The sequence below is a fragment of the Shewanella sp. TB7-MNA-CIBAN-0143 genome, assembly GCF_040310065.1.
GTDB lineage: Bacteria > Pseudomonadota > Gammaproteobacteria > Enterobacterales > Shewanellaceae > Shewanella.
The window spans coordinates 277,541-304,330 of the sequence record NZ_JBEOPL010000002.1; the positions used below are offsets into that span (position 1 = coordinate 277,541).

General features: G+C 44.3%; 12 protein-coding genes. 7 read left to right on the plus strand and 5 right to left on the minus strand.

Features of this window, described 5'->3' with window-relative positions; translation table 11 throughout:
* The first annotated feature begins 14 nt into the window (after positions 1-14).
* From AAEY97_RS02635 to AAEY97_RS02660, 6 genes are all read left to right on the plus strand, one after another.
* Positions 15-896: a COG3415 family protein gene (locus tag AAEY97_RS02635; RefSeq protein ID WP_350996342.1), complete on the plus strand. Its 882-nt coding sequence runs from the start codon at positions 15-17 to the stop codon at positions 894-896.
* Positions 880-8,802, plus strand: coding sequence for an SDR family NAD(P)-dependent oxidoreductase (locus tag AAEY97_RS02640; protein WP_350996345.1), 7,923 nt, complete (start codon positions 880-882; stop codon positions 8,800-8,802). The genes AAEY97_RS02635 and AAEY97_RS02640 overlap by 17 nt, the downstream gene beginning before the upstream one ends.
* Complete coding sequence (locus AAEY97_RS02645) at positions 8,799-10,892, plus strand: PfaB family protein (RefSeq protein WP_350996348.1); 2,094 nt, start codon at positions 8,799-8,801, stop codon at positions 10,890-10,892. The genes AAEY97_RS02640 and AAEY97_RS02645 overlap by 4 nt, the downstream gene beginning before the upstream one ends.
* Positions 10,889-16,834, plus strand: a complete 5,946-nt coding sequence (locus AAEY97_RS02650) for a hotdog fold thioesterase (protein ID WP_350996350.1) — start codon at positions 10,889-10,891, stop codon at positions 16,832-16,834. The genes AAEY97_RS02645 and AAEY97_RS02650 overlap by 4 nt, the downstream gene beginning before the upstream one ends.
* A 17-nt stretch (positions 16,835-16,851) precedes the next feature.
* Positions 16,852-18,480 carry an eicosapentaenoate synthase subunit PfaD gene (gene pfaD, locus AAEY97_RS02655; RefSeq protein ID WP_350996353.1) on the plus strand — a complete coding sequence of 543 codons (1,629 nt, stop codon included), beginning with the start codon at positions 16,852-16,854 and terminating at the stop codon, positions 18,478-18,480.
* 63 nt (positions 18,481-18,543) lie between these two features.
* Entirely contained in the window at positions 18,544-18,801 is a 258-nt protein-coding gene (locus AAEY97_RS02660; protein WP_182743860.1) for a hypothetical protein, read from the plus strand.
* A gap of 91 nt (positions 18,802-18,892) precedes the next feature.
* On the opposite strand, the gene AAEY97_RS02665 is transcribed toward AAEY97_RS02660, so the two are convergent.
* Positions 18,893-19,585: a fumarylacetoacetate hydrolase family protein gene (locus tag AAEY97_RS02665; RefSeq protein WP_350996357.1), complete on the minus strand. Its 693-nt coding sequence runs from the start codon at positions 19,583-19,585 to the stop codon at positions 18,893-18,895.
* 372 nt (positions 19,586-19,957) lie between these two features.
* On the opposite strand from AAEY97_RS02665, the gene AAEY97_RS02670 reads away from it, so the two are divergent.
* On the plus strand, positions 19,958-21,994 hold the full coding sequence (locus AAEY97_RS02670) for a methyl-accepting chemotaxis protein (protein ID WP_350996360.1): 2,037 nt from the start codon (positions 19,958-19,960) through the stop codon (positions 21,992-21,994).
* A gap of 106 nt (positions 21,995-22,100) precedes the next feature.
* Here AAEY97_RS02670 and AAEY97_RS02675 read toward each other — a convergent pair whose 3' ends face one another.
* The 4 genes from AAEY97_RS02675 to AAEY97_RS02690 form a co-directional block, all read right to left on the minus strand.
* Positions 22,101-23,684: a methyl-accepting chemotaxis protein gene (locus AAEY97_RS02675; protein WP_350996363.1), complete on the minus strand. Its 1,584-nt coding sequence runs from the start codon at positions 23,682-23,684 to the stop codon at positions 22,101-22,103.
* 491 nt (positions 23,685-24,175) lie between these two features.
* On the minus strand, positions 24,176-25,189 hold the full coding sequence (locus tag AAEY97_RS02680) for a succinylglutamate desuccinylase/aspartoacylase family protein (RefSeq protein WP_350996366.1): 1,014 nt from the start codon (positions 25,187-25,189) through the stop codon (positions 24,176-24,178).
* On the minus strand, positions 25,189-26,094 hold the full coding sequence (gene rimK / locus AAEY97_RS02685; RefSeq protein ID WP_101087737.1) for a 30S ribosomal protein S6--L-glutamate ligase: 906 nt from the start codon (positions 26,092-26,094) through the stop codon (positions 25,189-25,191). Before rimK ends, AAEY97_RS02680 begins: the two co-directional genes overlap by 1 nt.
* Positions 26,095-26,097: 3 nt before the next feature.
* On the minus strand, positions 26,098-26,529 hold the full coding sequence (locus AAEY97_RS02690; RefSeq protein ID WP_011636685.1) for an ATP-dependent zinc protease family protein: 432 nt from the start codon (positions 26,527-26,529) through the stop codon (positions 26,098-26,100).
* Positions 26,530-26,790: the final 261 nt, after the last annotated feature.

Genomic DNA, 26,790 nt, shown 5'->3' on the forward strand with positions numbered 1-26,790 from the left:
GAATTCCTGTCTAGATGACAAAAAAGATAACCACACATTTAGAATCTGGTCTATTTAAGGGTAAGCCTCGCCCAAAAACGGTCCAACACCGTAATGCGACGACAACACCTGAAATGCGTCAATTTATTCAGCAATCCGATTACAGCGTCAGTCAATTATCCAAAATCCTCAATATCAGCGAAGCTACAGTACGTAAGTGGCGTAAACGTGACTCAATCGATAACACCCCAAATACCCCGCACAAACTCAACACGACACTATCTCCGATGGAAGAGTACGTGATGCTGGGTTTGCGTTATCAATTAAAAATGCCTTTAGATAGGCTATTAAAAGTCACCCAAGAATTTATCAACCCCAATGTCTCTCGCTCCGGTCTTGCCCGCTGCTTAAAGCGTTTTGGGGTCTCTAAACTAGACGAATTTGACAGCCCTTTTGTGCCAGAAAAATTCTTCAATCAGCTGCCTATTACTCAAGGCGCCGATATTCAAACCTATACCGTTAACCCGCAGACATTAGCCGACACTTTAGCCCTGCCGAGTCCAGATCCAGACAACGTAGTGCAAGTAGTGTCGTTAAGTATTCCGCCTCAATTAACGAAGCAGCAAGCCTATTCTGTTTTGCTTGGAGTCGATTTTAAGTCTGACTGGGTTTACCTCGATATTTATCAAGACAGCCATACCCAAGCGAGTAATCGCTATATAACGCATGTCTTAAAGCACGGACCATTTCATTTACGTAAGTTATTGGTTCGCAATTATCACACTTTTCTTGCTCGTTTTCCTGGAGCAAGTCAACCAGCCGCAGTATCCACTAGCACCATTGATGCAGCTGGATCCCAACACCAGATAACTGAACCTCAGTTATCAAACGGAGACTCATATGAGCCAATCCAGTAATAAAGATAAGCGTTTAAACAAACGCTTAAAAGACATGCCTGTCGCGATTGTCGGCATGGCGAGTATTTTTGCTAACTCACGTTACCTAAACAAGTTTTGGGATTTAATCAGCGAAAAAATTGATGCGATTATCGACGTTCCAGAAAGCCATTGGAATGCTGAAGATTACTACAATGCCGATAAATCAATGGCCGACAAAAGTTACTGTAAACGTGGTGGTTTTTTACCTGAAGTCGATTTCAATCCAATGGAATTTGGCTTGCCCCCTAATATCCTCGAACTAACAGACACCTCACAACTTTTATCGTTAGTGGTCGCCAAAGAAGTGCTAGCTGATGCAGGTATTGATGCACAGTACGATACCGATCGCATCGGTATTACACTAGGCGTCGGCGGTGGTCAAAAAATTAATCACAGTCTCAGTGGTCGCTTACAGTACCCAATACTCAAAAAAGTATTTAAAAATAGTGGGCTAAGTGATGAAGACACTGAGATGTTGATCAAAAAGTTTCAGGATCAATATATTCACTGGGAAGAGAACTCATTTCCAGGTTCTCTCGGCAATGTGATTGCTGGGCGTATAGCTAACCGCTTTGATCTAGGCGGCATGAATTGCGTGGTTGACGCAGCTTGTGCAGGTTCTTTAGCGGCAATGCGCATGGCGATTACAGAGTTAGTTGAAGGCCGCAGTGACATGATGCTCACTGGTGGTGTGTGTACCGATAACTCGCCTTCCATGTACATGAGCTTTTCAAAAACACCGGCATTTACCACTAATGACACCATTCAACCTTTCGATATCGATTCTAAAGGTATGATGATTGGTGAAGGTATTGGCATGATGGCGCTTAAACGTCTTGATGATGCTGAGCGTGATGGTGACCGAATTTATGCTGTTATCAAAGGTATTGGCTCATCATCAGACGGTAAGTTTAAAAGTATCTACGCACCGCGCCCAGAAGGCCAGGCAAAAGCATTAAGACGCGCTTATGACGACGCAGGTTTTGCGCCGCACACTGTTGGCTTAATTGAAGCCCATGGTACTGGTACTGCAGCTGGTGATGTCGCAGAGTTCAATGGTTTAAAATCAGTGTTTGCCGACGGTAATGACACTCAACAGCACATTGCTCTTGGGTCAGTTAAATCACAAGTTGGCCACACTAAATCAACAGCAGGAACCGCTGGTGTGATTAAAGCAGCGCTGGCTTTGCATCATAAAGTGTTGCCACCGACCATTAACGTCAGTAAGCCGAATCCTAAATTAAACATTCAGGACTCGCCATTTTATTTAAACACCGAAACCCGTCCATGGCTGCCTCGGGCAGACAATACCCCGCGCCGCGCGGGTATTAGTGCCTTTGGTTTTGGTGGCACCAACTTCCACATTGTGTTGGAAGAATATCGTCAAGAACATGTTCGAGGCGATAAATATCGTCAACGTTCAGTGCCACAAAGCCTGTTGATCCATGCTGAAAACAAAGCCGCATTACAGGCTCAATTAACCGCACTGCAAACTGAAATTAAGGCTGTTGATACCACACAGCAAAATCGCCAAGAAATTGTGTTAGCCGATTTTGGTAAACGTTTTGCATTAAATACTATTGCCCCTAACGCGGCACGCATAGGCTTAGTGGTTGCTTCATTAGCAGACTTAACCATTCAACTGACTCAGGCGCTGGCGCAGTTAAGCTCAAATACTGCCGACTGCTGGCAATTGCCTTCTGGTACCAGTTATCGCGCAGCAGCATTGATTCATCCTGAAGCGGCAAGCCATAAAGTGGCAGCACTATTTGCCGGACAAGGGGCACAATATCTGAACATGGGCGCCGATTTAGCCTGTTTGTATCCAGAAATGCGTCAGCAACTGATGCAAGCAGATAAGGTGTTTGCCCAACATAAACAAACACCACTATCGCAAATTATGTACCCAAATCCTGCTTTTGAAGCCGAAGATATTGCCGCGCAACAGGCTGCATTAACCAATACCGCCAATGCCCAAAGTGCTATTGGTGCGGTGAGCATGGGCCAATATGCATTATTGACTCAAGCAGGTTTTAAAGCTGATATGGTTGCCGGCCATAGTTTTGGTGAACTGTCAGCATTATGTGCTGCAGGCGTTATTAGCCAAGCTGATTATTATCAATTGGCCTTTGCTCGTGGCCAAGCAATGGCGGCTACACCTAAAGATCAAGACGCTGGGGTAATGTACGCCATTATTGTCCCCGCTCAATCTGTTGACAACGGTGTTGAAAAGCTTGAACAGTGCATTAGTGCATTTGAAGGCGTCAAGGTGGCTAATTACAATGCACCAACCCAATTGGTTATTGCAGGGCCAACAGCGTCATGTACCTTAGCGGCACAAGCAATCACTACTGAACTTGGTTTTAAAGCAATCGCCCTGCCGGTTTCTGGCGCGTTCCACACTCCATTAGTAGCCCATGCTCAACAACCTTTTGCTGCGGCAATCAATAAGATTAAATTTGCTAAGCCAAAACTAAGCCTTTATGCCAATGGCACAGGTAAAGCACATCCTAATGATCCAAAAGCAATCCAAGCAGCATTTAGTGAACATATGTTGCAATCGGTTCGTTTTAGCGAGCAACTAAACGCCATGTATGATGCGGGTGCTCGAGTATTTGTTGAGTTTGGCCCTAAAAACATCCTCCAAAAATTGGTGGAGGCTACCCTAGGCAATAAAGCAGAATCAGTCAGTGTAGTGAGCTTGAACCCAAATCCTAAAGGCAATAGTGACACTCAACTGCGCCAAGCAGCGTGTCAGCTTGCGGTATTAGGGGTGGCATTAACCGAGGTTGATCCGTATCAAGCGCCAATCGCTGAGCTTGCAAAAGTGTCACCGATGAACGTTAAGTTAACCGCGAGTAATTATATTAGTCCGGCCACTCAAGCCAAAATGCAAAAGTCATTGCAAACCGGCACCGTTACCAGCCAGACAGTGGAAGTGCCTGTCGAGAAAGTTGTGGAAAGAATTGTGGAAAAAGAAGTCATTAAAACTGAATATATTGAAGTGCCAGCAACATCCGCACCAGCTCAAGCGCCAGCATCTGCAACAGCGGCACCTTTAACGGCAACAGCTCCTATCGCTAAAGCTCAACCAGTTAGCTCAAGTGTGTCAGCGTCGACCGATAGTATCGGTGCATTTTTTGCTGCGCAGCAACAAACCGCTGAATTACATCAGCAGTTTTTAGCCATACCACAGCAATATGGCGACACCTTTGCTCACCTGATGACAGCCCAAGCGCAAATGGCGTCATCGGGATTAGCCATTCCAGAAAGCTTGCAACGTTCGATGGAGATGTTCCACCAGCATCAAGCACAAACATTGCAAAGTCATACTCAATTCTTAACGTTGCAAGCACAAGCAAGCCAAGCTGCGTTAGCCATGTTGCAAGGGCAAACACCAATGCCAATGGCGGCTTCTGCACCTGTATCGCTACCTGCTGCATCAGTACAGCCTGCTTTTGTGCAGTCAAACCACATAACTCAAGCAGCAATACCTTCGCCAGTGGTAGCACCCGTTGCTCCAGCTCAGGTTCAAACCGCTCAAGCGGTTCAACCTCAACCGACAGCCAGTATACCTGTTCAAGCTCCTGTGGCTCAGCAAGTTAGCTCAGCAGCGGTTTCTGCACCAACAGCCGGACTAACACAGCAACAAGTGTTAGACACTATGCTCAATGTGGTCGCAGACAAAACCGGTTACCCAACAGAAATGCTTGAACTTGGCATGGACATGGAAGCAGACCTTGGTATTGACTCAATCAAGCGGGTAGAAATTCTCGGCACAGTACAAGATGAGCTTCCAGGCTTACCAGAACTGAGCCCAGAAGATTTAGCCGAGTGTCGCACCTTGGGCGAAATCGTTAGCTACATGCAAACTAAACTGCCTGCGGCAAACACAACTACTGTAGCGTCAACAGGATCAACATCGGTAGTTACTGCAGCACCAGCATCAACGGGCTTAACCGCTGAAAACGTTCAGCGCACCATGTTAGCTGTGGTTGCCGACAAAACCGGTTACCCAACTGAAATGCTTGAACTTGGCATGGACATGGAAGCAGACCTTGGTATTGACTCAATCAAACGTGTAGAAATTTTAGGCACAGTACAAGATGAGCTTCCAGGCTTACCTGAACTGAGCCCTGAAGATTTAGCTGAGTGTCGCACCTTGGGCGAAATCGTTAGCTACATGCAAACCAAATTACCAGCGGCCAACTCGGTTGCTGTAGCGTCAACGGGATCAACATCGGCAAATGCTGCTGCACCGGCAGCAACGGGCTTAACCGCTGAAAACGTCCAACGCACCATGTTAGCTGTAGTTGCCGATAAAACTGGTTACCCAACGGAAATGCTTGAACTGGGCATGGACATGGAAGCAGACCTTGGTATCGACTCAATCAAACGTGTTGAAATTCTAGGCACAGTGCAAGACGAGCTACCAGGTTTACCTGAACTCAACCCAGAAGATTTAGCCGAGTGTCGCACCTTAGGCGAAATCGTCAGCTACATGCAGACTAAATTACCTGCTGTCAGCACATTGGCTCCAGTAGCAACGGTATCTTCATCTTCATCTGCAACAGCAACAGCAACGCCAACAACGGGCTTGAGTGCTGATACCGTTTTAAGCACCATGATGTCAGTAGTAGCCGACAAAACCGGTTACCCTGCAGAAATGCTTGAACTGAGCATGGACATGGAAGCAGACCTTGGTATCGACTCAATCAAACGGGTTGAAATTCTAGGCACAGTGCAAGACGAACTACCCGGTTTGCCTGAACTGAACCCAGAAGATTTAGCCGAGTGTCGTACCTTGGGCGAAATCGTCAGTTATATGCAAACAAAATTGCCTGCAACTAACACTGAGGCTCCAGTATCTGCACCTGCAACAACTGGCTTAAGTGCTGATACCGTATTAAGCACCATGATGTCAGTGGTAGCCAACAAAACCGGTTACCCTGCTGAAATGCTTGAACTGAGCATGGACATGGAAGCCGATTTAGGTATCGACTCAATCAAACGCGTTGAAATTCTAGGTACAGTGCAAGACGAACTACCAGGCTTACCTGAGCTGAACCCAGAAGATTTAGCCGAATGTCGCACCTTAGGTGAAATCGTCAGCTACATGCAAACCAAATTGCCTGCAGCAACCGCTATTGCGTCGGTCGCACCAGCATCAACTGCAAACAAGGCTGACGTTAACACCGCGGCATTACCGCCACACAGCGAGGTAGCGCTAAAAAAGTTACCAGCGGCGGATAAACTCGTAGATTGCTTTTCAACAGACTCTTGTATTGTCATCACAGACGATGGCCACAATGCAGGTTTACTGGCTGAAAAGCTAAATGCAAAGGGATTAACCGTCGCCGTTATTCGTAACCCACAAACCATTAGCGTGGCACATTCATCCTTAAGCAGCAATATTAAAAGCTATACGTTGAGCAGCATTGATGATGCCCAAATTGCACAAGTCATTGCCGATATTAAAGCCGATTTGGGCGCTGAACATGCCATTGCAGGCTTTATTCATTTACAGCCTCAAGCTACCGCTAACAGCAGCGAATTAATGTCGTGCACTGTTGCAGCAAAAGCCGCTGTCGACAACGCGTTTTTATGGGCTAAGCATCTTCACGCTGAATTTGCTAAACCAGCTCAAGCTTCGCGCTTATGCTACTTTACCGTGAGCCGTTTAGACGGCGGGTTTGGTTATCTTGATAATACTCAGCTCGCAACAGCAGAGCTTAACCAAGCAGCCTTATCTGGCCTGAGCAAAACCCTAAGCCATGAATGGCCACAGGTGTTTTGCCGCGCGTTAGACATTGCCAACAATATTGATACTACAAGCTTTGCCGATGCCATCGTTGCTGAGTTATTTGATATCGATGGTGCCAATGCTAGCGCGGATCGCATTAATGAAGTGGGGATTAGTAACCAAGGTCGAGTAACCTTAGTTGCCGGCAACGCTAGCGAACAGTTTGCACCAGCAAGCCTAAACAAAAATGACACTATTTTGGTCACCGGCGGTGCAAAAGGCGTAACGTTTGAATGCGCCCTCACCTTAGCTAAACAATGCCAATCACATTTTGTGTTAGCAGGTCGTAGCCAACATTTTGGTAGCAACTTACCGGTTTGGGCGCAAGGCAAACAAGCTTCAGAATTAAAAGCCGCAGCCATCGCTTATATTCAATCTCAAGGCAATAAACCAACGCCAAAACAGATTGATGCTCTAGTGTGGCCAATAAGCAGTAGCCTAGAAATCGATGCTGCGTTAAGCGCTTTCAGTAAAGTTGGTGCCAGTGCTCAGTATGTCTCGATGGATGTCAGCGACGCCAAAGCAGTAGCTGCCAGTCTTAAAATTCTGACTAATGCCAAGGGTGGCTCATTAACCATTAATGGGGTTATTCACGGTGCGGGCGTGTTAGCCGATAAGCACATTCAAGATAAAACCTTGGATGAACTTAACCGCGTATACAACACCAAAGTGACTGGGCTTGCTAGCATTATTAATGCACTCGACCCACAGCAGATTAAGCTGATTGCACTGTTTTCATCGGCGGCCGGTTTTTACGGTAATACCGGTCAAAGTGATTACGCAATGTCGAATGAAATCCTCAATAAAACTGCGCTGAAACTGGCGCACACTTTACCGCAAGCTAAAGTGATGAGTTTTAATTGGGGTCCTTGGGATGGTGGTATGGTCAGCTCAGCATTAAAGAAAATGTTTGTTGAACGTGGCGTTTACGTTATTCCGCTACAAGCGGGTGCCGAGCTATTTGCTCACAGTTTATTAAGCCAACAAGGGGCACAACTGCTTATTGGCTCTGATATGCAAGGTTCATCAGAGCAGGACAACGCTGTAAAAAAGCTTAATGCGGACGCTTTGCTTATGGCCAAGGGTTCGCTGACATTTGCTACTAATACACTTGTGACTAAAGCATTTACGGCTAACGCAGTTACGACTAAGGCAGTTACGACTAAGTCATCAGCTACTGATATTATCAGTCAGACGCTGACTCGAGTATTAACCCCGGCTGAAATGCCTTTTGTTAGCGACCATTGCATTGCTGGTAATCCGGTATTACCGACGGTATGCGCCATGCAATGGATGCGTGATGCAGCAGAAACGTTATGTCATGTGCCTGTCAGTATTGCTGAATACAAATTGCTTAAAGGGGTTATTTTTGACACCAATGAGCCACATTTGTTGCAACTGGAACTAACGCAAACTGACGCAGGGATCAGCGCGCAGATCTCCTCTCGTTTGTTAAACGATCCAAGCGCAGTCATGAAACCGCAATACCAAGCTCAATTGGTGATCAATAAGACGATATTGGCAGCTGAAATTGCTAAACCGATTATTGGCGACAACAGTTTGGCTCAATGGGCCAACATGACGCCATTATATTCAGGCGCTGAACTGTACCAAAACGGAACCTTATTTCATGGCCCACGTTTGCAAGGTATTAAGCAAGTGTTGGCATTTGATGATGCTCAGCTACTGTGCCGAGTGCAATTGCCGCAGATTAATGCCGCAGACTGCCAAGGTTTTATCCCGTCATCGGTATTAGGTGGTAGCCAAATTTTCGCGGAAGATTTGCTACTACAAGCCATGCTGGTATGGGCAAGATTGAAATACGATGCCGCAAGTTTACCGTCATCAACCGGTGAGTGTGTTACCGCTTGGCCATTTGCAAATGGTGATAAAGGTTATATTCAACTTGATGTGGTTAAACACAGTGGCAGAATGCTGGTGGCTAACGTGAGTTTATATCATCAAGACGGCCGCCTGAGTTGCCAAATGCTCAATGCTAAAGTGACCATTAGTAAGAGTTTGAATGGGGCATTTATTCCACATCAAGCTTCTGCTGAACTATCACACAAGGACACAGTGTGACAGCCACAGATAACATGGCGCTAAAATCCATTAGTGAGCGTATTTTGCAGCAACAAACCAAGCCAATGCGCTTGGCTTTGTTGCTGAGCAAACCCAATATCGACTCGGTTAATGAGCACAAGGTTGCGATTGATACTCAGCATAGCGACGGTTTTGAACTGGCGTTATTACACAGCATAGAGCGGCTATCATCCACTACAGATGAAATGATCAATATTGCCGATCGGTTGTGGATAATGCCGGGGTTACTTGCCGCGAAACATGGCGTTCATGCGCATGCTTATCTCAATGGTGTTGCACTTGGTAGCAATCAGGCTGAAGCAATCATACTGGCGCTGAATCATGCAAAACGTCTACATACTCAACCGCAGATTGTCGCGTTAGATGGCAGCGTAAAATCCAATACTGCCAATAATGCACAAACTGCATTAACCGCAATGACCGCCCTAGTAGAGTCTATCGCCAGTCGTTGTATACCAACACAGGACAAGGTCAACAGCCAATATTGGTTTAGCCCACTTCACCAAAGTCGGGTTGCAGCCTTATGTTACCCAAGTGCCAACGGTGTTCAGGCAATGATCTTGACCCAAGGTCGTGCATTAGTCGCCTCAAAGCAATTGGTTAATCCCCAACGTTTATGGCTACCACTGTGTGCCACTTCATTGGTGCAACTGCACACTAAACTGATGGCTTTCTCTGCGCAGGTCAATTCGGCGACAGACGATGTCAGCTTACTAAAACTTATCAAAAGTACATTGGCCGATTATCAAACGGATGCACCCCTAGCTTTAGTGTTAATGGCGCAGGATCGTAACGGATTAATCACAGAAATTAATGCGATGTTGGCAATAATATCGACTCACCTTCAGCCAGACGTTAACGATAAGCCATCGATAGAATATAAAACCCCTGCTGGCAGTTGTTTTTATTCCGCGCCGCTGGGTGATCATGGTTTGAGTTTTGTCTATCCTGGCGTCGGTACTGTGTATCCAAACATGCTCAGTCAAATGGGCTTGGTTTTCCCCAATGTGTATGCAAAACTCGAAAACCAAGGTGACATGCAATCGATGTTACAAACCGAGTTTATTTACGCGGCAGATGAAAACCATGCCGCACAAATGAGTTTGAGCCAATTAGCCATTGCCGGTGTGGGCGCCAGTTATGTGTTAACCAAACTGTTGCAGCAAGAATTTGCCATTGAACCTAAGTTTGCCTTGGGTTACTCCATGGGCGAAGCGGCCATGTGGGCGAGTCTAGATGTTTGGCAAGCACCACACACTATGATTGAGGCAACCCAAAACAGCAGTATCTTTACCCAAGATATTTCAGGCGAGCTTCGCTGCGTTCGTCAACAATGGCAATTAGCCGATGACGAACCCATTGTGTGGAACAGCTTTGTGACTCGAGCCAGCATTGACGAACTCACGCCCCATTTAGCGGATTACCCGCGTGCTTATATTGCCATCATCCAAGGCGATACATGTGTTATCGCAGGTTGTGAATCCAGTTGTAAAGCATTGTTAAAACAAGCAGGTAAACGCGGTATTGCAGCCAATCGAATTACGGCAATGCATACACCAGCCGCACTAAATATTACCGACCATGTACGTCAGTTTTATCTGCAACCGCTGTTGGCAAACTTACCCGAACATTTACAGTTTATCTCGGCGGCTCAAACAGCGCCTGTCACGTTAGACTCACACGCTATTGCACAATCGATTGCCGATACTTTTTGTCATCAGTTGGATTTTACTCAATTAATCCACAACGCTCGAGATCAAGGCTGCCGATTATTTGTTGAAGTCGGAGCCGATAGACAAACCACCACCTTAATTGACAAAATCAATGCTCAAAGTAACAACACGTCCCCAGCAATGGCCGTTGCCGTTAATGCCAAAGGCGGCGACGATGTCAGCAGTTTACTCAAGTGTTTGGGACAATTAATGGCTCATCGCGTGCCGATGTCATTAACCCCCTTTATTCGCAGCCTTGACGATGCAATTAACTCATTATCTCAGCAGACGGCAATAGCCGACGGCTCACCACTGTCTCGTTGCAGTGAAACATCATTAGAAGGAGAACCTCATTGAGTTCTCAAGCCACCCCTAAAATAGCCATTGTCGGTTTAGCCAATCAGTATCCCGACGCGGATACTCCCGCTAAATTTTGGCAAAACTTATTAGACAAAAAAGATTCGCGCAGCCAAATCAGTGCTAGCAAACTCAATGCTTCACCGAGTGATTACTTGGGTGTACAAGGCGAATCGGACCGTTTTTATTGTGATAAAGGCGGCTACATTCAAGACTTTCAATTTAACCCTCAAGGTTATCGTATTGAGCCCGAGGCATTTACTGGTTTGGATGACAGTTTCTTGTGGGCAACCGACACCGCGCGAAATGCGTTAACCGACGCAGGTATTGACCTTAGTCATAACGTGCTGCAACGCACTGGTATTGTCATGGGCACCTTATCGTTCCCTACTGCCAAGTCTAACGAGCTATTTGTGCCGCTTTATCACAGCGCGGTCGAAAAAGCCTTACAGACTAAACTCCAACAGCCAAACTTTAATCTGCAATCGTTTAATCAAGCATCGCAAAGCAATACCGCAGAAAATGCCAATAACAATAATAATAATGTAGCACCTAAAACGGTCAACCTTCGTAATGGTGCTGTTGCCCATAATGCCTCAAAAATCGTTGCCGATGCTTTAGGTTTGGGTGGTACGCAACTGAGTTTAGATGCCGCCTGTGCAAGTTCGGTTTACGCATTAAAATTAGCCTGCGACTACTTGCATACCGGCAAAGCAGACATGATGCTGGCTGGCGCGGTATCTGGAGCCGATCCGTTCTTTATCAATATGGGCTTTTCGATATTTCATGCCTATCCCGACCACGGTATTTCCGCCCCATTTGATAGTAACAGTAAAGGTTTGTTCGCTGGTGAAGGTGCTGGGGTATTAGTGCTCAAACGCCTTGAAGATGCCGAGCGTGATGGCGACCATATTTACGCTTTAGTCAGTGGCATTGGCTTGTCGAACGATGGTAAAGGCCAGTTTGTGTTAAGCCCAAACAGCAAAGGCCAGGTGCAAGCATTCGAGCGCGCTTATCGCGATGCAGCAGCAATCGATCCAAGTATCACCCCTGCCAGTATTGAAGTGATTGAATGTCATGCTACGGGAACACCATTAGGCGACAAAGTTGAATTAACCTCGATGGAGCGTTTTTTTGAAGATAAACTTCAAGGTAGCGCCACGCCATTAATAGGTTCAGCAAAATCCAATTTAGGCCATTTACTCACCGCAGCAGGCATGCCAGGGATCATGAAAATGATTTTTGCGATGCGCCAAGGCGTGTTGCCACCGAGTATTAATATTAGCTCGCCTATCGCCTCACCTAATGGCTTATTTGGCCAAGCGACCTTGCCAAATGCAGTGCTACCTTGGCCCGATAAAGTTGGCAATAAAGCCCGCCATGCTGGCGTATCAGTATTTGGTTTTGGCGGGTGTAACGCCCATTTATTACTTGAGTCATATCAAGCTAAAGCCGTTGCTGACAAGACGCTGAACAATCATTCTCAAAATAATAATTCTCTAAGTAATAATACTCAGAACAAAAACGCTCAAACTCGCAGCACAGTGTTAGTTGATGCAGAAACGCCAATGCACATTACCGGCATGGCGGCGCATTTTGGTCAATGCAGCAGTATTGATGCACTGGCGAAAAAAATCATCACCAAACAAGCCATCTTTAGCCCGCTACCCTCTCAGCGCTGGAAAGGCTTAGACAAACACCCTGAGCTATTAGCCCAATATGGCATCACCCAAGTGCCGCAAGGCGCGTATATCGATCAATTCGATTTTGATTTCTTGCGTTTTAAAGTGCCACCCAATGAAGATGATCGCCTGATCTCACAACAACTACTGTTGATTAAAGTCGCCGATGAAGCTATCGCCGATGCCAAGCTAACGCCAGGCAGTAAAGTTGCGGTATTAGTCGCCATGGAAACCGAACTTGAACTGCATCAATTCCGTGGTCGAGTTAACTTACACAGCCAAATAGCGCAAAGCCTTAACGCTCAAGGTATTCAATTATCTACAGCGGAATATGACAGCCTTGAAACCATTGCGATGGACAGTGTGCTCGACGCCGCTAAGCTTAACCAATACACCAGTTTTATTGGTAATATTATGGCGTCGCGGATAGCCTCATTATGGGATTTCAACGGCCCGTCATTTACCATTTCTGCAGGCGAGCAATCAGTTAACCGCTGTATCGATGTGGCGCAAAACTTATTTGCGTTAGGCTCGTTACAAGAGCCATTAGATGCAATTATTATTGCCGCTGTAGACCTGTCTGGCAGCATTGAAAATATGTTGTTCAATACCGCAAAACTTAACGCCAAAGGATTAAGTTCAACAGATTGGTTAGTGGGTGAAGGGGCTGGCGCACTCGTGCTGCAACAAACCAATGCAGCACACACTCAGCTTGATAGCTATGCCAGTATCGATAGCGTCAACTTTACGCCATTGTCACAATTACCAGCCGAATTATCAGCAGATGTTGTTGAGTTAAACCAATCACCTGAATGTATATTATCGACTCAAGGTCAACAGTTTGCCCAAGGATTAACTGATGCTGCAATCGCGGTCAGCTCAGCGCCGTTATTGAGTAAAGCTCATGATATTCTCGGTCATACATTTGCTGCTTCTGGCATGGCCAGTTTGCTGCACGGTTTAGTGCAAACTCGTCACATCGATAAACCGTCTATCAATGCCAGTGTATTCACCAGCAGCGACAATCAATACTCACAAGTTAATCTGTCTGTTTCTGCGGCGCAACAACACGCATTGCACGCTAGACTGGGCAATAATTTAACTCAACAACTGGCTACGGGCAGTAAGTTAAGCTTAATTAAACAAGTCAGTTTAGGTGGTCGCGATATTTACCAACACATTATCGACAGCCCACTTGATGCGCTCGACAGTATTATCAATCAATGTGCTGATATCGCCCCAACGGTGGTCAACACCATTGAAAGTAAGCAACCAACTATTCGTGATAATAGCCCTCTTAGCGTCAATAATAGCGAGAATATCGCCGAGCCTCTTATGTCAGAAAATATCCCCGATAAAACAATTCCAAAGCAACCAAGGGTTGCCAGTATGACAAATCATGCTATTCCACCTGCACATTTAACGGCATTTCAACAAAATCAGTGGTTAGCACAACAAGCGCATTTAGCTTATTTAGCCAGCCGAGATGCAGGCTTGAAAGTAGCCGACAGTTTATTACGATCTCAATTGGCTGGTTTTAGCCATCAGACAACTGCGACTCAAGTCGCGTCTCCGGCGGCTAATACTTATGCCGTTAATGCTGCAGTACAAACCGCGGTTAAGAGTGAAACCATTAGCCCTGCCAAGTTAATCCAACCTAATCATGCTTGTGTGCCCGCTTACACTGCACCTATTCCAGCGAATAAACCGTGTATTTGGAATTACGCTGATTTAGTTGAATATGCCGAAGGCGATATCGCTAAAGTATTTGGCTCAGATTACGCCATTATCGACAGTTACTCGCGCCGAGTTCGCTTACCGACAACAGATTATTTATTGGTGTCACGCGTCACTAAACTCGATGCCACCATGAATCAATACAAACCGTGTTCAATGACTACAGAATACGACATCCCCGTCGATGCGCCGTATTTAGTGGATGGTCAAATCCCTTGGGCTGTCGCGGTAGAATCGGGCCAGTGCGATTTAATGTTGATCAGTTATTTAGGTATCGATTTTGAAAACAAAGGCGAGCGGGTTTATCGCTTATTAGATTGTACTTTAACCTTCTTAGAAGATTTACCCCGTGGCGGCGACACTCTGCGTTACGACATTAAAATCAATAACTTTGCCAGCAATGGCGACACGTTATTATTCTTTTTCTCTTACGAATGTTTCGTAGGCGACAAGATGATCCTAAAAATGGATGGCGGTTGTGCAGGCTTCTTTACCGACCAAGAACTGGCCGATGGTAAAGGGGTTATTCAAACTGAAGATGAAATAAAACATCGTCAACAAGTGCTCAACAATCCGAATAAACCAACCTTTACACCATTACTACATTGTAACCAAACGGCATTTGATTATGGTCAAATTCATCATTTACTGACCGGTGATATTGGCAGCTGTTTTGGTGGCGACCATGTCGCGCATCAGCTAAAAACTGGGCTGCAAAAATCGCTTTGTTTTGCCTCTGAAAAGTTCTTAATGATTGAGCGAGTGAGTCAATTACAAACACAAGGTGGTACGTGGGGCTTAGGCTTACTCGAAGGTCATAAACACATTGCGCCAGACCATTGGTATTTCCCTTGTCATTTTCAAGGCGACCAAGTGATGGCAGGCTCGCTAATGGCAGAAGGTTGTGGCCAGCTATTACAGTTCTTTATGATCCACATCGGCATGCATACTCTAGTAGAAAATGGTCGATTCCAACCATTGGAAAATGCTTCGCAAAAAGTTCGCTGTCGTGGCCAAGTGTTACCACAAACGGCTGAGCTGACTTATCGCATGGAAGTGACTGAAATCGGTATTCATCCCCGCCCTTACGCTAAAGCCAATATTGATATTTTACTCAATGGTAAAGTCGTGGTCGATTTCCAAAACTTGGGTGTGATGATTAAAGAAGATGCCGAATGTGCTCGTTATCCGCTTATCTCGTTAAACACAGCCAACACTAGCCCTGCCGTTGATTCAAACGCTAGCGGTAAAGTGATTACCAACAAAGCGCCGTTAATGGCGCAAGTTCCAGATTTAAACGCCCCGAGTAACAAGGGCGTTATTCCACTAAAACACGTTGAAGCGCCCATAGTCAGTGCCGATTCAAAGTACGCTAATCGCGTGCCTGATACCGTGCCATTTACCCCATACCATATGTTTGAGTTTGCTACTGGCGATATCGAAAAATGCTTTGGTCCTGACTTTAGTATTTACCGCGGACTTATCCCACCGCGGACACCTTGTGGCGATTTACAGTTAACCACCCGCGTGGTTGAAATTAATGGTAAACGCGGCGAATTGAAAAAGCCATCATCGTGTATCGCTGAATACGAAGTGCCGGCAGATGCTTGGTACTTTGCTAAAAACAGCCACCAAGCGGTAATGCCTTATTCGGTGTTAATGGAAATTTCATTACAACCCAATGGCTTTATTTCTGGCTACATGGGCACCACCCTAGGTTTTCCTGGGCAAGAGCTGTTTTTCCGTAACTTAGACGGTGGCGGCAAATTATTGCGCCATGTGGATTTACGCGGCAAAACTATCGTCAATGACTCAAAGCTATTATCAACCGTCATTGCCGGCAGTAACATTATTCAAAGCTTCACCTTTGAGTTAAGTGTCGATAACGAGCCGTTTTACACGGGTAGTGCGGTATTTGGTTACTTTAAAGGTGATGCGCTCAAAAACCAGCTCGGCATAGATAATGGCAAAATCACTCAGCCATGGCATGTTGATAATAACGTCGCGGCAGACATCAGCGTTAATTTATTGGATAAACAGTCACGGGTGTTTAATCCGCCAACTAGCCAACCGCATTATTGTTTAGCGGGCGGCCAGCTTAACTTTATCGACCAAGCCGAAATTGTTGAAGCAGGCGGCAAATACGGTAAAGGTTATCTTGCTGCGTCACGCACTATTGACCCAAGTGATTGGTTCTTCCAATTCCACTTCCATCAAGATCCGGTTATGCCCGGCTCATTAGGTGTTGAAGCCGTGATCGAGTTGATGCAAACTTACGCCATCAGTACAGACCTAGGTAAAGGTTTTACTAATCCAAAATTTGGCCAAATTTTGTCGGATATTAAATGGAAATATCGCGGTCAAATTAACCCACTTAACAAACAAATGTCACTTGATGTACATATCAGTGCAGTAAAAGATGAAGACGGTAAACGCATCATAATAGGCGACGCAAACCTCAGTAAAGATGGTCTGCGTATTTATGAAGTCAAAGATATCGCCATCTGTATTGAAGAAGCTTAGGCCAAAAAGGAATAATAATGACAACTCAAGTGCATAACGAAAAGCTTTCTCCTTGGCCATGGCAAGTTAGCCAGCAACACGTCAGTTTTGACCCTGTAGGCATGGATAAGAAGCTTAAAGATTTATCACAAGCGTGTTATGTGGTTAACGACACACAACAAGGCTTAGGGGTTGCTCAGCAAGCCCAAGTCGTAACCGATGCTATTACTGCAGCAAGTGCACTGCCAGTCAGTGCATTTGCCCCTGCCCTTGGCACCCAAAGCTTAGGTGACAGTCATTTCCGCCGCGTGCATGGGGTAAAATTCGCCTATCATGCTGGCGCAATGGCCAATGGTATTTCTTCTGAAGAACTGGTTATTGCGTTAGGTCAGGCTGGTATTTTATGTTCATTTGGCGCAGCAGGGTTAATTCCATCTCGAGTTGAGCAAGCGATTCACCGCATTCAAGCCGCGCTGCCAAACGGGCCTTATGCGTTTAATTTAATCCACAGCCCAAGTGAACCCGCACTTGAACGTGGCAGTGTCGAGCTATTTTTAAAACACAAAGTGCGTACTGTTGAGGCATCTGCCTTTTTAGGCTTAACCCCACAAATTGTCTATTACCGCGCAGCAGGCTTAAGCCGTGACGCACACGGTGATGTGCAAATAGACAATAAAGTAATTGCGAAAATTAGCCGTACTGAAGTGGCGATTAAGTTTATGCAACCTGCGCCAGTTAAAATACTGCAACAGTTGGTGGATGAAGGTCTTATTAGCGCAGAACAAATGGAACTGGCTCAATTAGTGCCTATGGCTGATGATATTACTGCTGAAGCAGACTCTGGCGGTCATACAGACAATCGACCATTAGTCACTTTACTGCCGACTATTTTGGCATTAAAAGATGAAGTACAAGCACAGTACAAGTATAAAACCCCTATTCGGGTTGGTGCCGGTGGTGGTGTTGGCACGCCTGACGCAGCACTGGCGACTTTTCATATGGGCGCAGCCTACATTGTTACCGGTTCAATCAACCAGGCTTGTGTAGAAGCGGGAGCCAGCGAGCATACTCGTAAATTACTGGCCACCACCGAAATGGCCGATGTGACGATGGCACCTGCTGCCGATATGTTCGAAATGGGCGTTAAGCTGCAAGTCGTAAAACGTGGCACCTTATTTCCAATGCGCGCCAACAAGTTATACGAAATTTATACCCGCTATGACTCTATTGAAGCCATTCCAAGCGACGAGCGTGAAAAACTTGAAAAACAAGTATTCCGCTCAAGCCTGGATGATATTTGGGCTGGCACGGTAGCGCATTTTAATGAGCGCGATCCAAAGCAAATCGAGCGTGCTAAAGATAATCCTAAACGTAAAATGGCGCTGATTTTCCGTTGGTACTTAGGTCTGTCTAGCCGTTGGTCAAACACTGGTGAGCTTGGTCGCGAGATGGATTATCAAATCTGGGCTGGTCCGGCACTCGGCGCATTTAACGCATGGGCTAAAGGCAGTTATTTAGATGACTACACCCAGCGTCATGCAGTAGACTTAGCCAAACACTTAATGCATGGCGCAGCTTATTTGGCCCGAGTTAATTTATTAACAGCACAAGGTGTTAGCCTTCCGGTAGCATTACAACGCTGGCGCCCAGTTGATCAAGTAAAGTGATCGACCAAGTGAATAGATTGATCTCGCTTTATTGCGAGCTCAGCTAGAAAGATAGGAACCGACATGAGCGATACCCAGAAACTCGATTTTTCAGCGATTAATGACCCGACATTGGCATCGTTTAATCAACAAAAAAATCTGATAAAACGCATGCTCAAAGGCAACAGCGCAACTTGCAGCGACTGTAATAAACCACTGACACTGCAATTACCGCCTAATACAAAAAAGGCACCAAAAAACGCTAAAGCCCCAGGGATTTATTGCGCTAAAGGTTGCACTGATATCGAGCTAGACATGGAAGCCGTAGCGTTAATGCAATAGCATTAATACCCATTTAATGTCTTCATAAAAAAAGACCCTCTTTAATAAGAGGGTCATTTTTTTCGAGCATTGTTTATTTCAAAACCTAGCGTTATTTAGCCAGCCATTGCTTAACGATTTCTGGGTTACCACAAAGCTGTTCAACCGGTTTATCCCCCGACAGCGCAGCCTCAAATGCAGTAAATGGTACATTTGCCCATAAGCTCAACTCAAAGGTAGTATTTTCTGTCACCACGCCTACGCCTTTAGGTGTGCCTGTCATCACAATGTCACCATCATTTAAGCTCATAAACTCACTGACAGCGTTATAAATAGCGTGTGGCTGGTACATCATTAATTGCTGATGACCTAATTGCGTCACGGCATTATCAATGGTTAATTGAAAGCACCAATCTTTTATCTCTGCGGTTATAGCAATAAATTCGCTGAATAACGCCGAACCATCAAAAGCTTTAGAACGCTCCCACGGTAAGCCTTTGGTTTTTAAATTGGTTTGCAGCTCACGCTTAGTCATATCAAGCCCAACACCAACCGCACTAAACTGACCATTATTCACCATAAAGCATAGTTCGGCTTCATAATGTAAAGGCTCACCTAAGTGACTACACAAAGTAGTGGTAATGGCTGAGTTTGGTTTAAGGAACACCACCATATCATCAGGAATTTCATTACCGAGTTCGTCAATATGCTCAGCATAATTACGCCCAATACAAATGATTTTTGATGGCGAGACGAGGCGTACTTGCCCATCTGATTGCGTTAGCGAAACGGATTGTAAACTCACATTAACCTCGAATAATTGAAATAGTGATAAGAGTAATCCTTCTAACAATAAAGCGAATTATTTCAAAATAGAACAACGACTCTTTTTAAATCATACCCAAAGCATTATCGCTTGCCTATTAGATTGTGAATGGTTCAATGATATTGCTCATTAATCATAATCAATTGGCACACATGCTCAATATCTATTTGGATTGAAAAAGTAAAATATAACTATAAAAACAAAGGTATATTTCTATTTTTACACAATGCCATTTACATTATTTTAACAACCAACTACTCTAGAGTTTGTCACTATTGGACAAAAATCATGCTTGATTAATTATTAATACAGTAAGAATGACGTCAGAAAAATAACAATATGAGAGACTAAATGACAATATTCGAATTGACAATCAAACAAAAAATAGCATTAGGATTTGCCTCAATTGGCTTATTACTGCTTGCTGGAAGTAGTTTTTTTTATCATTCCTTGAGTAAAATTCAAACAGCCAATATTAATATCGAAACGTTAGCAGTACCGGTACAAAACCAGTCAAATGCCTTACAAATTACCTTATTAAAAATGGCTAAAACCGGCAGTTTAGCTTATTCACAAATCGATAATGACAATATTGACCTCAGTTATAAGCAGTTCAAGCAATTACAACTAGAGTTCAGAGAGGTATTAAAGACATTATCTGCAAAAGTTGCTGATCAACCCACAATGCTTCAGTCATTAACGCAAGCTCAAAAATCATACCAGCAGTACGAACAGCAATCGCACATCATGTTCGGCGCTAAACTTGAAATAGGACAAAACCGCGACAGCTTCAGCGCGTTAAAACAACAATTTGATGATGTTCGAATTAATGCCAGTAATAATATGATTGATTTAGAACTGATAGACGCCCCTTCAGGCGAGCAGCAGTTATTAAACGAAGTCATTGGCGGCGGAGTACGCATCGACGACATGCTGTTTACTCTGGGCAATACCATGACAGAACTTGGCCGATTAACCTCTGTTGATGCCGTTAATATTCATAAACAAGATGTGGCCATGTTATTAGGTAATATTACGGTTAATGGCAACTACTTAACCCAACAAGCAGAGCCTTTGGGTGCTACTGAGCTATTTGTAGATTTTGACACTAACTTGCAAACAATTAAAAACTTCACCGATAACCCCGGTAGCTTGTATCTCGCGCAACAAAATGTCGTCAATCAGCAGCGCTTAGCTGAGAATAGTAACTTGCAAGCCAACACCTTTTTTGATGCCACTAACAATCAGTTAGATCAATTAGTAAAGCTTGCGAACGAAAGGTTCCATCAATTACAAATGGTTGCGATTGATGAAGTAAGTACCGCACAAACTTTTGCTATTACGATGGCAGTGGTGTTTGTGTTAATGGCGATGTTTATCTATTACTTTACCTCAAAAGCCATGTTAGGCCCTCTACAAGCCATTAACAGTGCATTATCGCGCATTGCCAGCGGTGATTTATCTCGGAGATTAACCAAACGAAATAATGATGAATTTGGCGAGCTGATGGATAACATCAATAAACTGTCTGACGATCTAACTAATTTATTGCAAGCCATTAGCCGTGATGCACACTTGCTAGATGAATCCGCTCTTCGCTCGCAAGCGCAAAGCGAGACAATATCCCATTCGGCCGCCGGACAAATTAACAATATTAATCAAGCTAAGCAGCTTGCAGAGCAAATACATCACAGTTCAAATCAAGTCAATGAGCAAGCTTCAGAATCAGAGCAACATGTTAAATTAGCCTCTTCGCAAGGAGTACAAATAAAAACCATTGCTAATGATAACCGTTTCCGTATTGAAGCCTTATCAACCAGCTTGCGCGACTCAGTCGAGACCATGGCAAAGCTCAGTCAACACAGTGATAATATTGGTGGGATTTTAACCACCATCAGTGCGATTGCCGATCAAACTAATTTGTTGGCCTTAAATGCCGCGATTGAAGCCGCTAGGGCCGGTGAGCATGGGCGTGGATTTGCCGTTGTTGCTGATGAGGTGCGTTCATTAGCCTCTAGAACGCAATTAGCAACCGCCGAAATTCAAACCATGATTAGTGCCTTACAACAAGAAACAACCTATGCCGTGACAGCCATCTCACAAGGGCAAATACGAGCCAGTGAATGTGTAGAACAAAGCCAGTCGTTGCATGATGCAATCGAGCAAATAGAGGCGGCGCTTAGCACCATTAATGGCATGAGCCAAAGCATTACTCATGCAGCCAATGAACAAGTAAGCCATAGCCAACAAATAGAGCAAACGATGACTCAAACAGCCGATTCAGCAGAAAAAAATGCCCATGAGTCAGCTTCAATGACACAGCAAAGCCAGCAATTAAATCAATTAGCTCACTCACTTACCACCTCTGTTGAACGCTTTAAACTCTAATCAGTAGCGTAATAAAATCTTTAATAAGAGACACAATAAAATAGGCCAGTAATCGCAATGATTTCTGGCCTATTTTGACGCTGTAAAAGATGCTGTGGTATATCGTCTATTTCTTACCTAAGGTCCCTACAGCAAAGCGCCTGATAATAGATCGAACCATTAACACTGACTGGCCCAATTCACTACTGTTATGTAGCGATTTTTCTGATGAAGCTTTAGTAATTTCTGCAGAATCAGCAATATCAATAATTTGCTGATTAATATGCTCAGCTACTGCACTCTGCTGCTCTACCGCCGCGGACATATCTAAAGTAAGTTGGGTGATTTGTTCAACGGATTGGTTAATCGACGCTAATGCATTACGTGTTTTATCAACAATTTCAACACCTTTACTGGCCGCTTGTTCACCACTAACCGACACTTGAACGGCATTACTGGCTCGCTTCGTTAATACGCTCACAATGCTGTGAATTCTGTCGGTGGATTCGCGGGTTTTCAGTGCTAGGGAGCGCACTTCATCTGCAACAACGCTAAAGCCACGACCCTGTTCCCCCGCCCTAGCAGCTTCAATAGCAGCATTTAAGGCCAACAAATTAGTTTGATCGGCAATACTCGAAATCAGGCTGGCGGCTTGACCTATCTCACTTGTAGATTCAGATAACTCGCGTACTGTTTTGGCGATATCCGCGACAGAGAGATTTAACTCATCAATAGATTGCTTAGCTTCATTAGCCAGTTGAGCCCCTGCATTAACATTGTCTAACGCTTCTTTTGCACTATAAGCATTACGTTCAACGTTCGCGGACACTTCTTGGATAGCAGTGGACATCTGGGTAATTGCCGAGGCAATTTGTTGTGTTGCTCCACTTTGTAAGCTCACCGCTTTAGCCGTTGACTCAGCCTCTATTTGGGTGTGTTCGACAATGCCATCTAATGATTTTGCAGCATCTTCAATCCGCGTCATCGCAGTACGACAACGGGCAACTTCGCAACCCAACGCTAATTTTGCCTGCGCTTTGGCGCCAAAGTCAGCAAAATAGGTTTCTGCAACAATGAGATCTGTAAACGAATTAGGATTAAGTTGGACCACTTCATACCAATCTTGTTGCTGTTTATAGCCCAACCATGCCGTTGATACTACAAGCGTGAATAACCCTATTGCACCAGGGAGAACGCCCCAAAATTCAGTTAATACAAGGGACAAAATAAACATGGGTAACCAAGCCGGTAATAATTTAATGACTTGATGTTTTATTTTTGCATGAAGTGGTCTTGGTGACTTTTTAGCTTTTATTCTGGCATAAGCCGCTTCAGCACGGGCAATTTCGCTTGGTAATGCAGTCACCCTAACGGACTCGTAACCGGCGACTTTATTATTATCAAATACTGGCGTAACAAATGCACTAACCCAATAATAATCACCATTTTTACGGCGATTCTTAACCAGCCCCATCCACACTTTACCACTAGAGATACATGCCCACATATCCTTAAATACTTCACTTGGCATATCAGGATGACGCACAAGATTATGTGGCTTACCAATCAATTCATTTTTGTCGAAGCCGCTGACGTCAACAAAAGCATCATTGCAGTAGATAATATGACCGCGCAGATCGGTTCCTGAAATTAAACGAACATCATCATCGAAGTGGTACTGATTAAGGGTAATGGGTTGATTATTGCGCATAGGCACTGACATCCTTGTCTCGGTATAGTGAATAAGAAAACTCATTAATGCTATCTGTTACACCAAAGGTGCATAGACAGAACTTCCATTTAATAAGGTGGTGGAGAAATGTCATCACTATTGTGAGTGTGCCATATCCCTATTTATTATAAGTCATTATAGTTTGATATGTATTTGAAAATTGTCAATTAAATAATTAATTTCACCCTAATACTTACAATATACACGATGATATAGATAAATTCTGCTAAGGCGTATTTATCGATTTACCCAAGCGACTACCCAGGGCAGAGCTTAACAGGTTAACTGCAAAAGTGAGTTATTTCTTAAGGGGATATAGTGGTGAAGGCTTAATATGTGAGGCAATGTATTGCCCCACATATTAATTTGACGCTCAAATGATCCAAGTCGTGCTCTCAATCAGCTAACAATATTCAATTTGAGCAGCAACAGGGCCATTTACACAAAACAAACATCAATGTACAAATGTATTAAGCGTATTCTTGCATAAAATCGTCAAGGTTATCGTTGATGATTTCTATCTCGTCACCGCTAAATTGCGCAATATGAAACAAGGCTTCGCCTTCATTGGTCACGGGAATATTACTGTTGCCAATAATAATTCCGTCTGTCGGCGCTAGCAATGGCAATGGTTCACCACCCAAAGGGTTAACGATATTGGCTAACACCTGCCCTTTAGAGACGCGCTCACCCAATTTAAGCTTAATATTTACTAATCCATCAGACTCACTGCGGACCCAATAACTGCGGCTGGCATTGACGCTGGTACTTTTAGTTTTAATTTTGCCTTTAGTCATACTTAAACAGCGCATCACATTGATAACACCATTAACGCCAGATTTAATCGACATATCACTAAAGCGCAATGCTTCACCTGCTTCATATAAAATACAAGGAATATTCAGGCTGTTGGCATAACCACGCATTGAACCCTCACGTGCTTTTGATGACATTATCACCGGAGCACCAAAGGCATTTGCCATGTCGAGCATCACTTCATCGTCGGTGTCACAACGGATCTGCGGTAAATTATCGCGATGGATAGCACCGGTATGCAAATCGACAATATGGGTTGCACGTTTCACTAAAATACTGCTGAATAAATGGGCTAAACGACTCGCTAGCGCACCTTTAGCAGAGCCCGGAAAACATCGATTTAAATCGCGACGATCCGGTAAATAACGAGATTGTTGAATAAAACCAAACACGTTAACGATGGGAACAATTAATAGGGTTCCCCTTAAGGTTTTAGCATTAACACGACCGAGCAAACGTCGACATATTTCAATGCCATTTAACTCATCACCATGGATTGCTGCGCAAACCAATAAAACAGGTCCCGCTTTAGTGCCGTGAAACACTTCAACGTGCAAATCCATCGGTGTATCGTTATACAGTTTTGCTGCGGGCAATTTGACACTTTGTTGAGTGCCTGCCGCTACGCTAACATCACCGATAACAAACGGTTCATGCTTTTTTACCATTAACCAACACCTTTCGTTTTTGAACTTGTGGATTTAACGTTTTTCTCAATAAACTGAATGATTTTTTCAGCAACATCAATGCCGGTAGCTTTTTCGATACCTTCAAGACCAGGAGATGAGTTAACTTCCATCACTAATGGACCGTGTTTAGAACGTAAAATATCTACGCCAGCAACATTTAAACCCATTGTTTTAGCGGCACGTAACGCGGTTGAGCGCTCTTCAGGCGTTAATTTAACAATGCTAGCAGAACCACCACGGTGTAAATTAGAACGGAACTCGCCAGGTAATGCTTGGCGTTTCATCGCGGCAATCACTTTGTCACCAATAACAAAACAACGAATATCTGCACCACCGGCTTCTGCGATATATTCTTGCACCATGATATTAGCTTTTAGGCCCATAAAGGCTTCAATAACAGATTCAGCCGCTTTGCGAGTTTCAGCTAAGACAACACCAATACCTTGGGTTCCTTCAAGTAGCTTAATCACACAAGGGGCGCCACCGACCATGTCTAATAAATCGGGGATGTCTGCCGGTTTATTGGCAAAACCTGTTACTGGTAAACCAATATTTTTACGTGATAATAGTTGCAATGAACGTAACTTGTCACGTGAGCGAGTAATCGCGACCGACTCATTTAATGGATGTGTTCCCATCATCTCAAACTGGCGCAATACCGCGGTGCCATAAAAGGTGACAGATGCGCCAATACGCGGAATAACCGCATCAAATTTTGGCAGTTCTTCACCGCGAACATGGATGCTAGGCGCATTCATGTTGATGTTCATATAACACTTTAATGGGTCAACAATATTGACAATATGACCACGAGCTTCAGCAGCTTCTTTTAACCGACTTGTCGAGTATAAATTCTTATTTCTCGACATTATTGCAATATGCATTTGTTATTCTCCTGCTAGAAATGATTCTGCTGAATTAACCAAAAAACGCCCTTCTAATGCGCGGCGTCCCAATAACATTCTAAATTTCATGTGATCTCTATTGGTTAACGTCAGTTCGATGTCAAAAAGTTGATCACCGATTAAGATCGGCGTTTTTATCACGTAGCGTTTCGTTACATGACCACCTGAGTCACTAACATCTCGGCGATCAAATACATGAAATTCACATACGACTTCACGATCTGAACCTTGGTCAGGATGAAGCCAGACTCGAACCCATTTTTGGTTTTCTTTTTGAAACGGTTTTATTTTGAACGCATGTAAACAAGATGTTTTTGCGCCAGTATCCACTTTGATTTTGACTCTTTCGTTGCCAATATCAGGAAAAGTGCCCCATTCACGCCAACCCACAATACCGAGGGAATGTTCAGTCATGGTCAATCCTTTCTTGTAGAGGAATTATTCATTCCAAAGTGTTATCTTTCTATAAATTCAATATTTGAGCAGACGCCACAATTAAGTTTTTGATTGCACTGCTCAACGTATACGCTTTGTTAACCAAACGTTAACCGACAAGGTTTTTGTCAAAAATATAGCCTTCAAAACAATTTTAACACCAACACTTTATTTATATCAAACTAACATTAACAACATATTTAAAAAAAATTTCTATGTCAGTAAGTTACAACAACAACA

Bases quoted from the DNA above. Each gene is read 5' to 3' on its own strand.
- AAEY97_RS02635 (WP_350996342.1), top strand. From the start codon at position 15: ATGACAAAAAAGATAACCACACATTTAGAATCTGGTCTATTTAAGGGT.
- AAEY97_RS02640 (WP_350996345.1), top strand. From the start codon at position 880: ATGAGCCAATCCAGTAATAAAGATAAGCGTTTAAACAAACGCTTAAAA.
- pfaD (WP_350996353.1), top strand. From the start codon at position 16,852: ATGACAACTCAAGTGCATAACGAAAAGCTTTCTCCTTGGCCATGGCAA.
- AAEY97_RS02660 (WP_182743860.1), top strand. From the start codon at position 18,544: ATGAGCGATACCCAGAAACTCGATTTTTCAGCGATTAATGACCCGACA.
- AAEY97_RS02670 (WP_350996360.1), top strand. From the start codon at position 19,958: ATGACAATATTCGAATTGACAATCAAACAAAAAATAGCATTAGGATTT.
- AAEY97_RS02675 (WP_350996363.1), bottom strand. From the start codon at position 23,684: ATGCGCAATAATCAACCCATTACCCTTAATCAGTACCACTTCGATGAT.
- AAEY97_RS02680 (WP_350996366.1), bottom strand. From the start codon at position 25,189: ATGGTAAAAAAGCATGAACCGTTTGTTATCGGTGATGTTAGCGTAGCG.
- rimK (WP_101087737.1), bottom strand. From the start codon at position 26,094: ATGCATATTGCAATAATGTCGAGAAATAAGAATTTATACTCGACAAGT.
- AAEY97_RS02690 (WP_011636685.1), bottom strand. From the start codon at position 26,529: ATGACTGAACATTCCCTCGGTATTGTGGGTTGGCGTGAATGGGGCACT.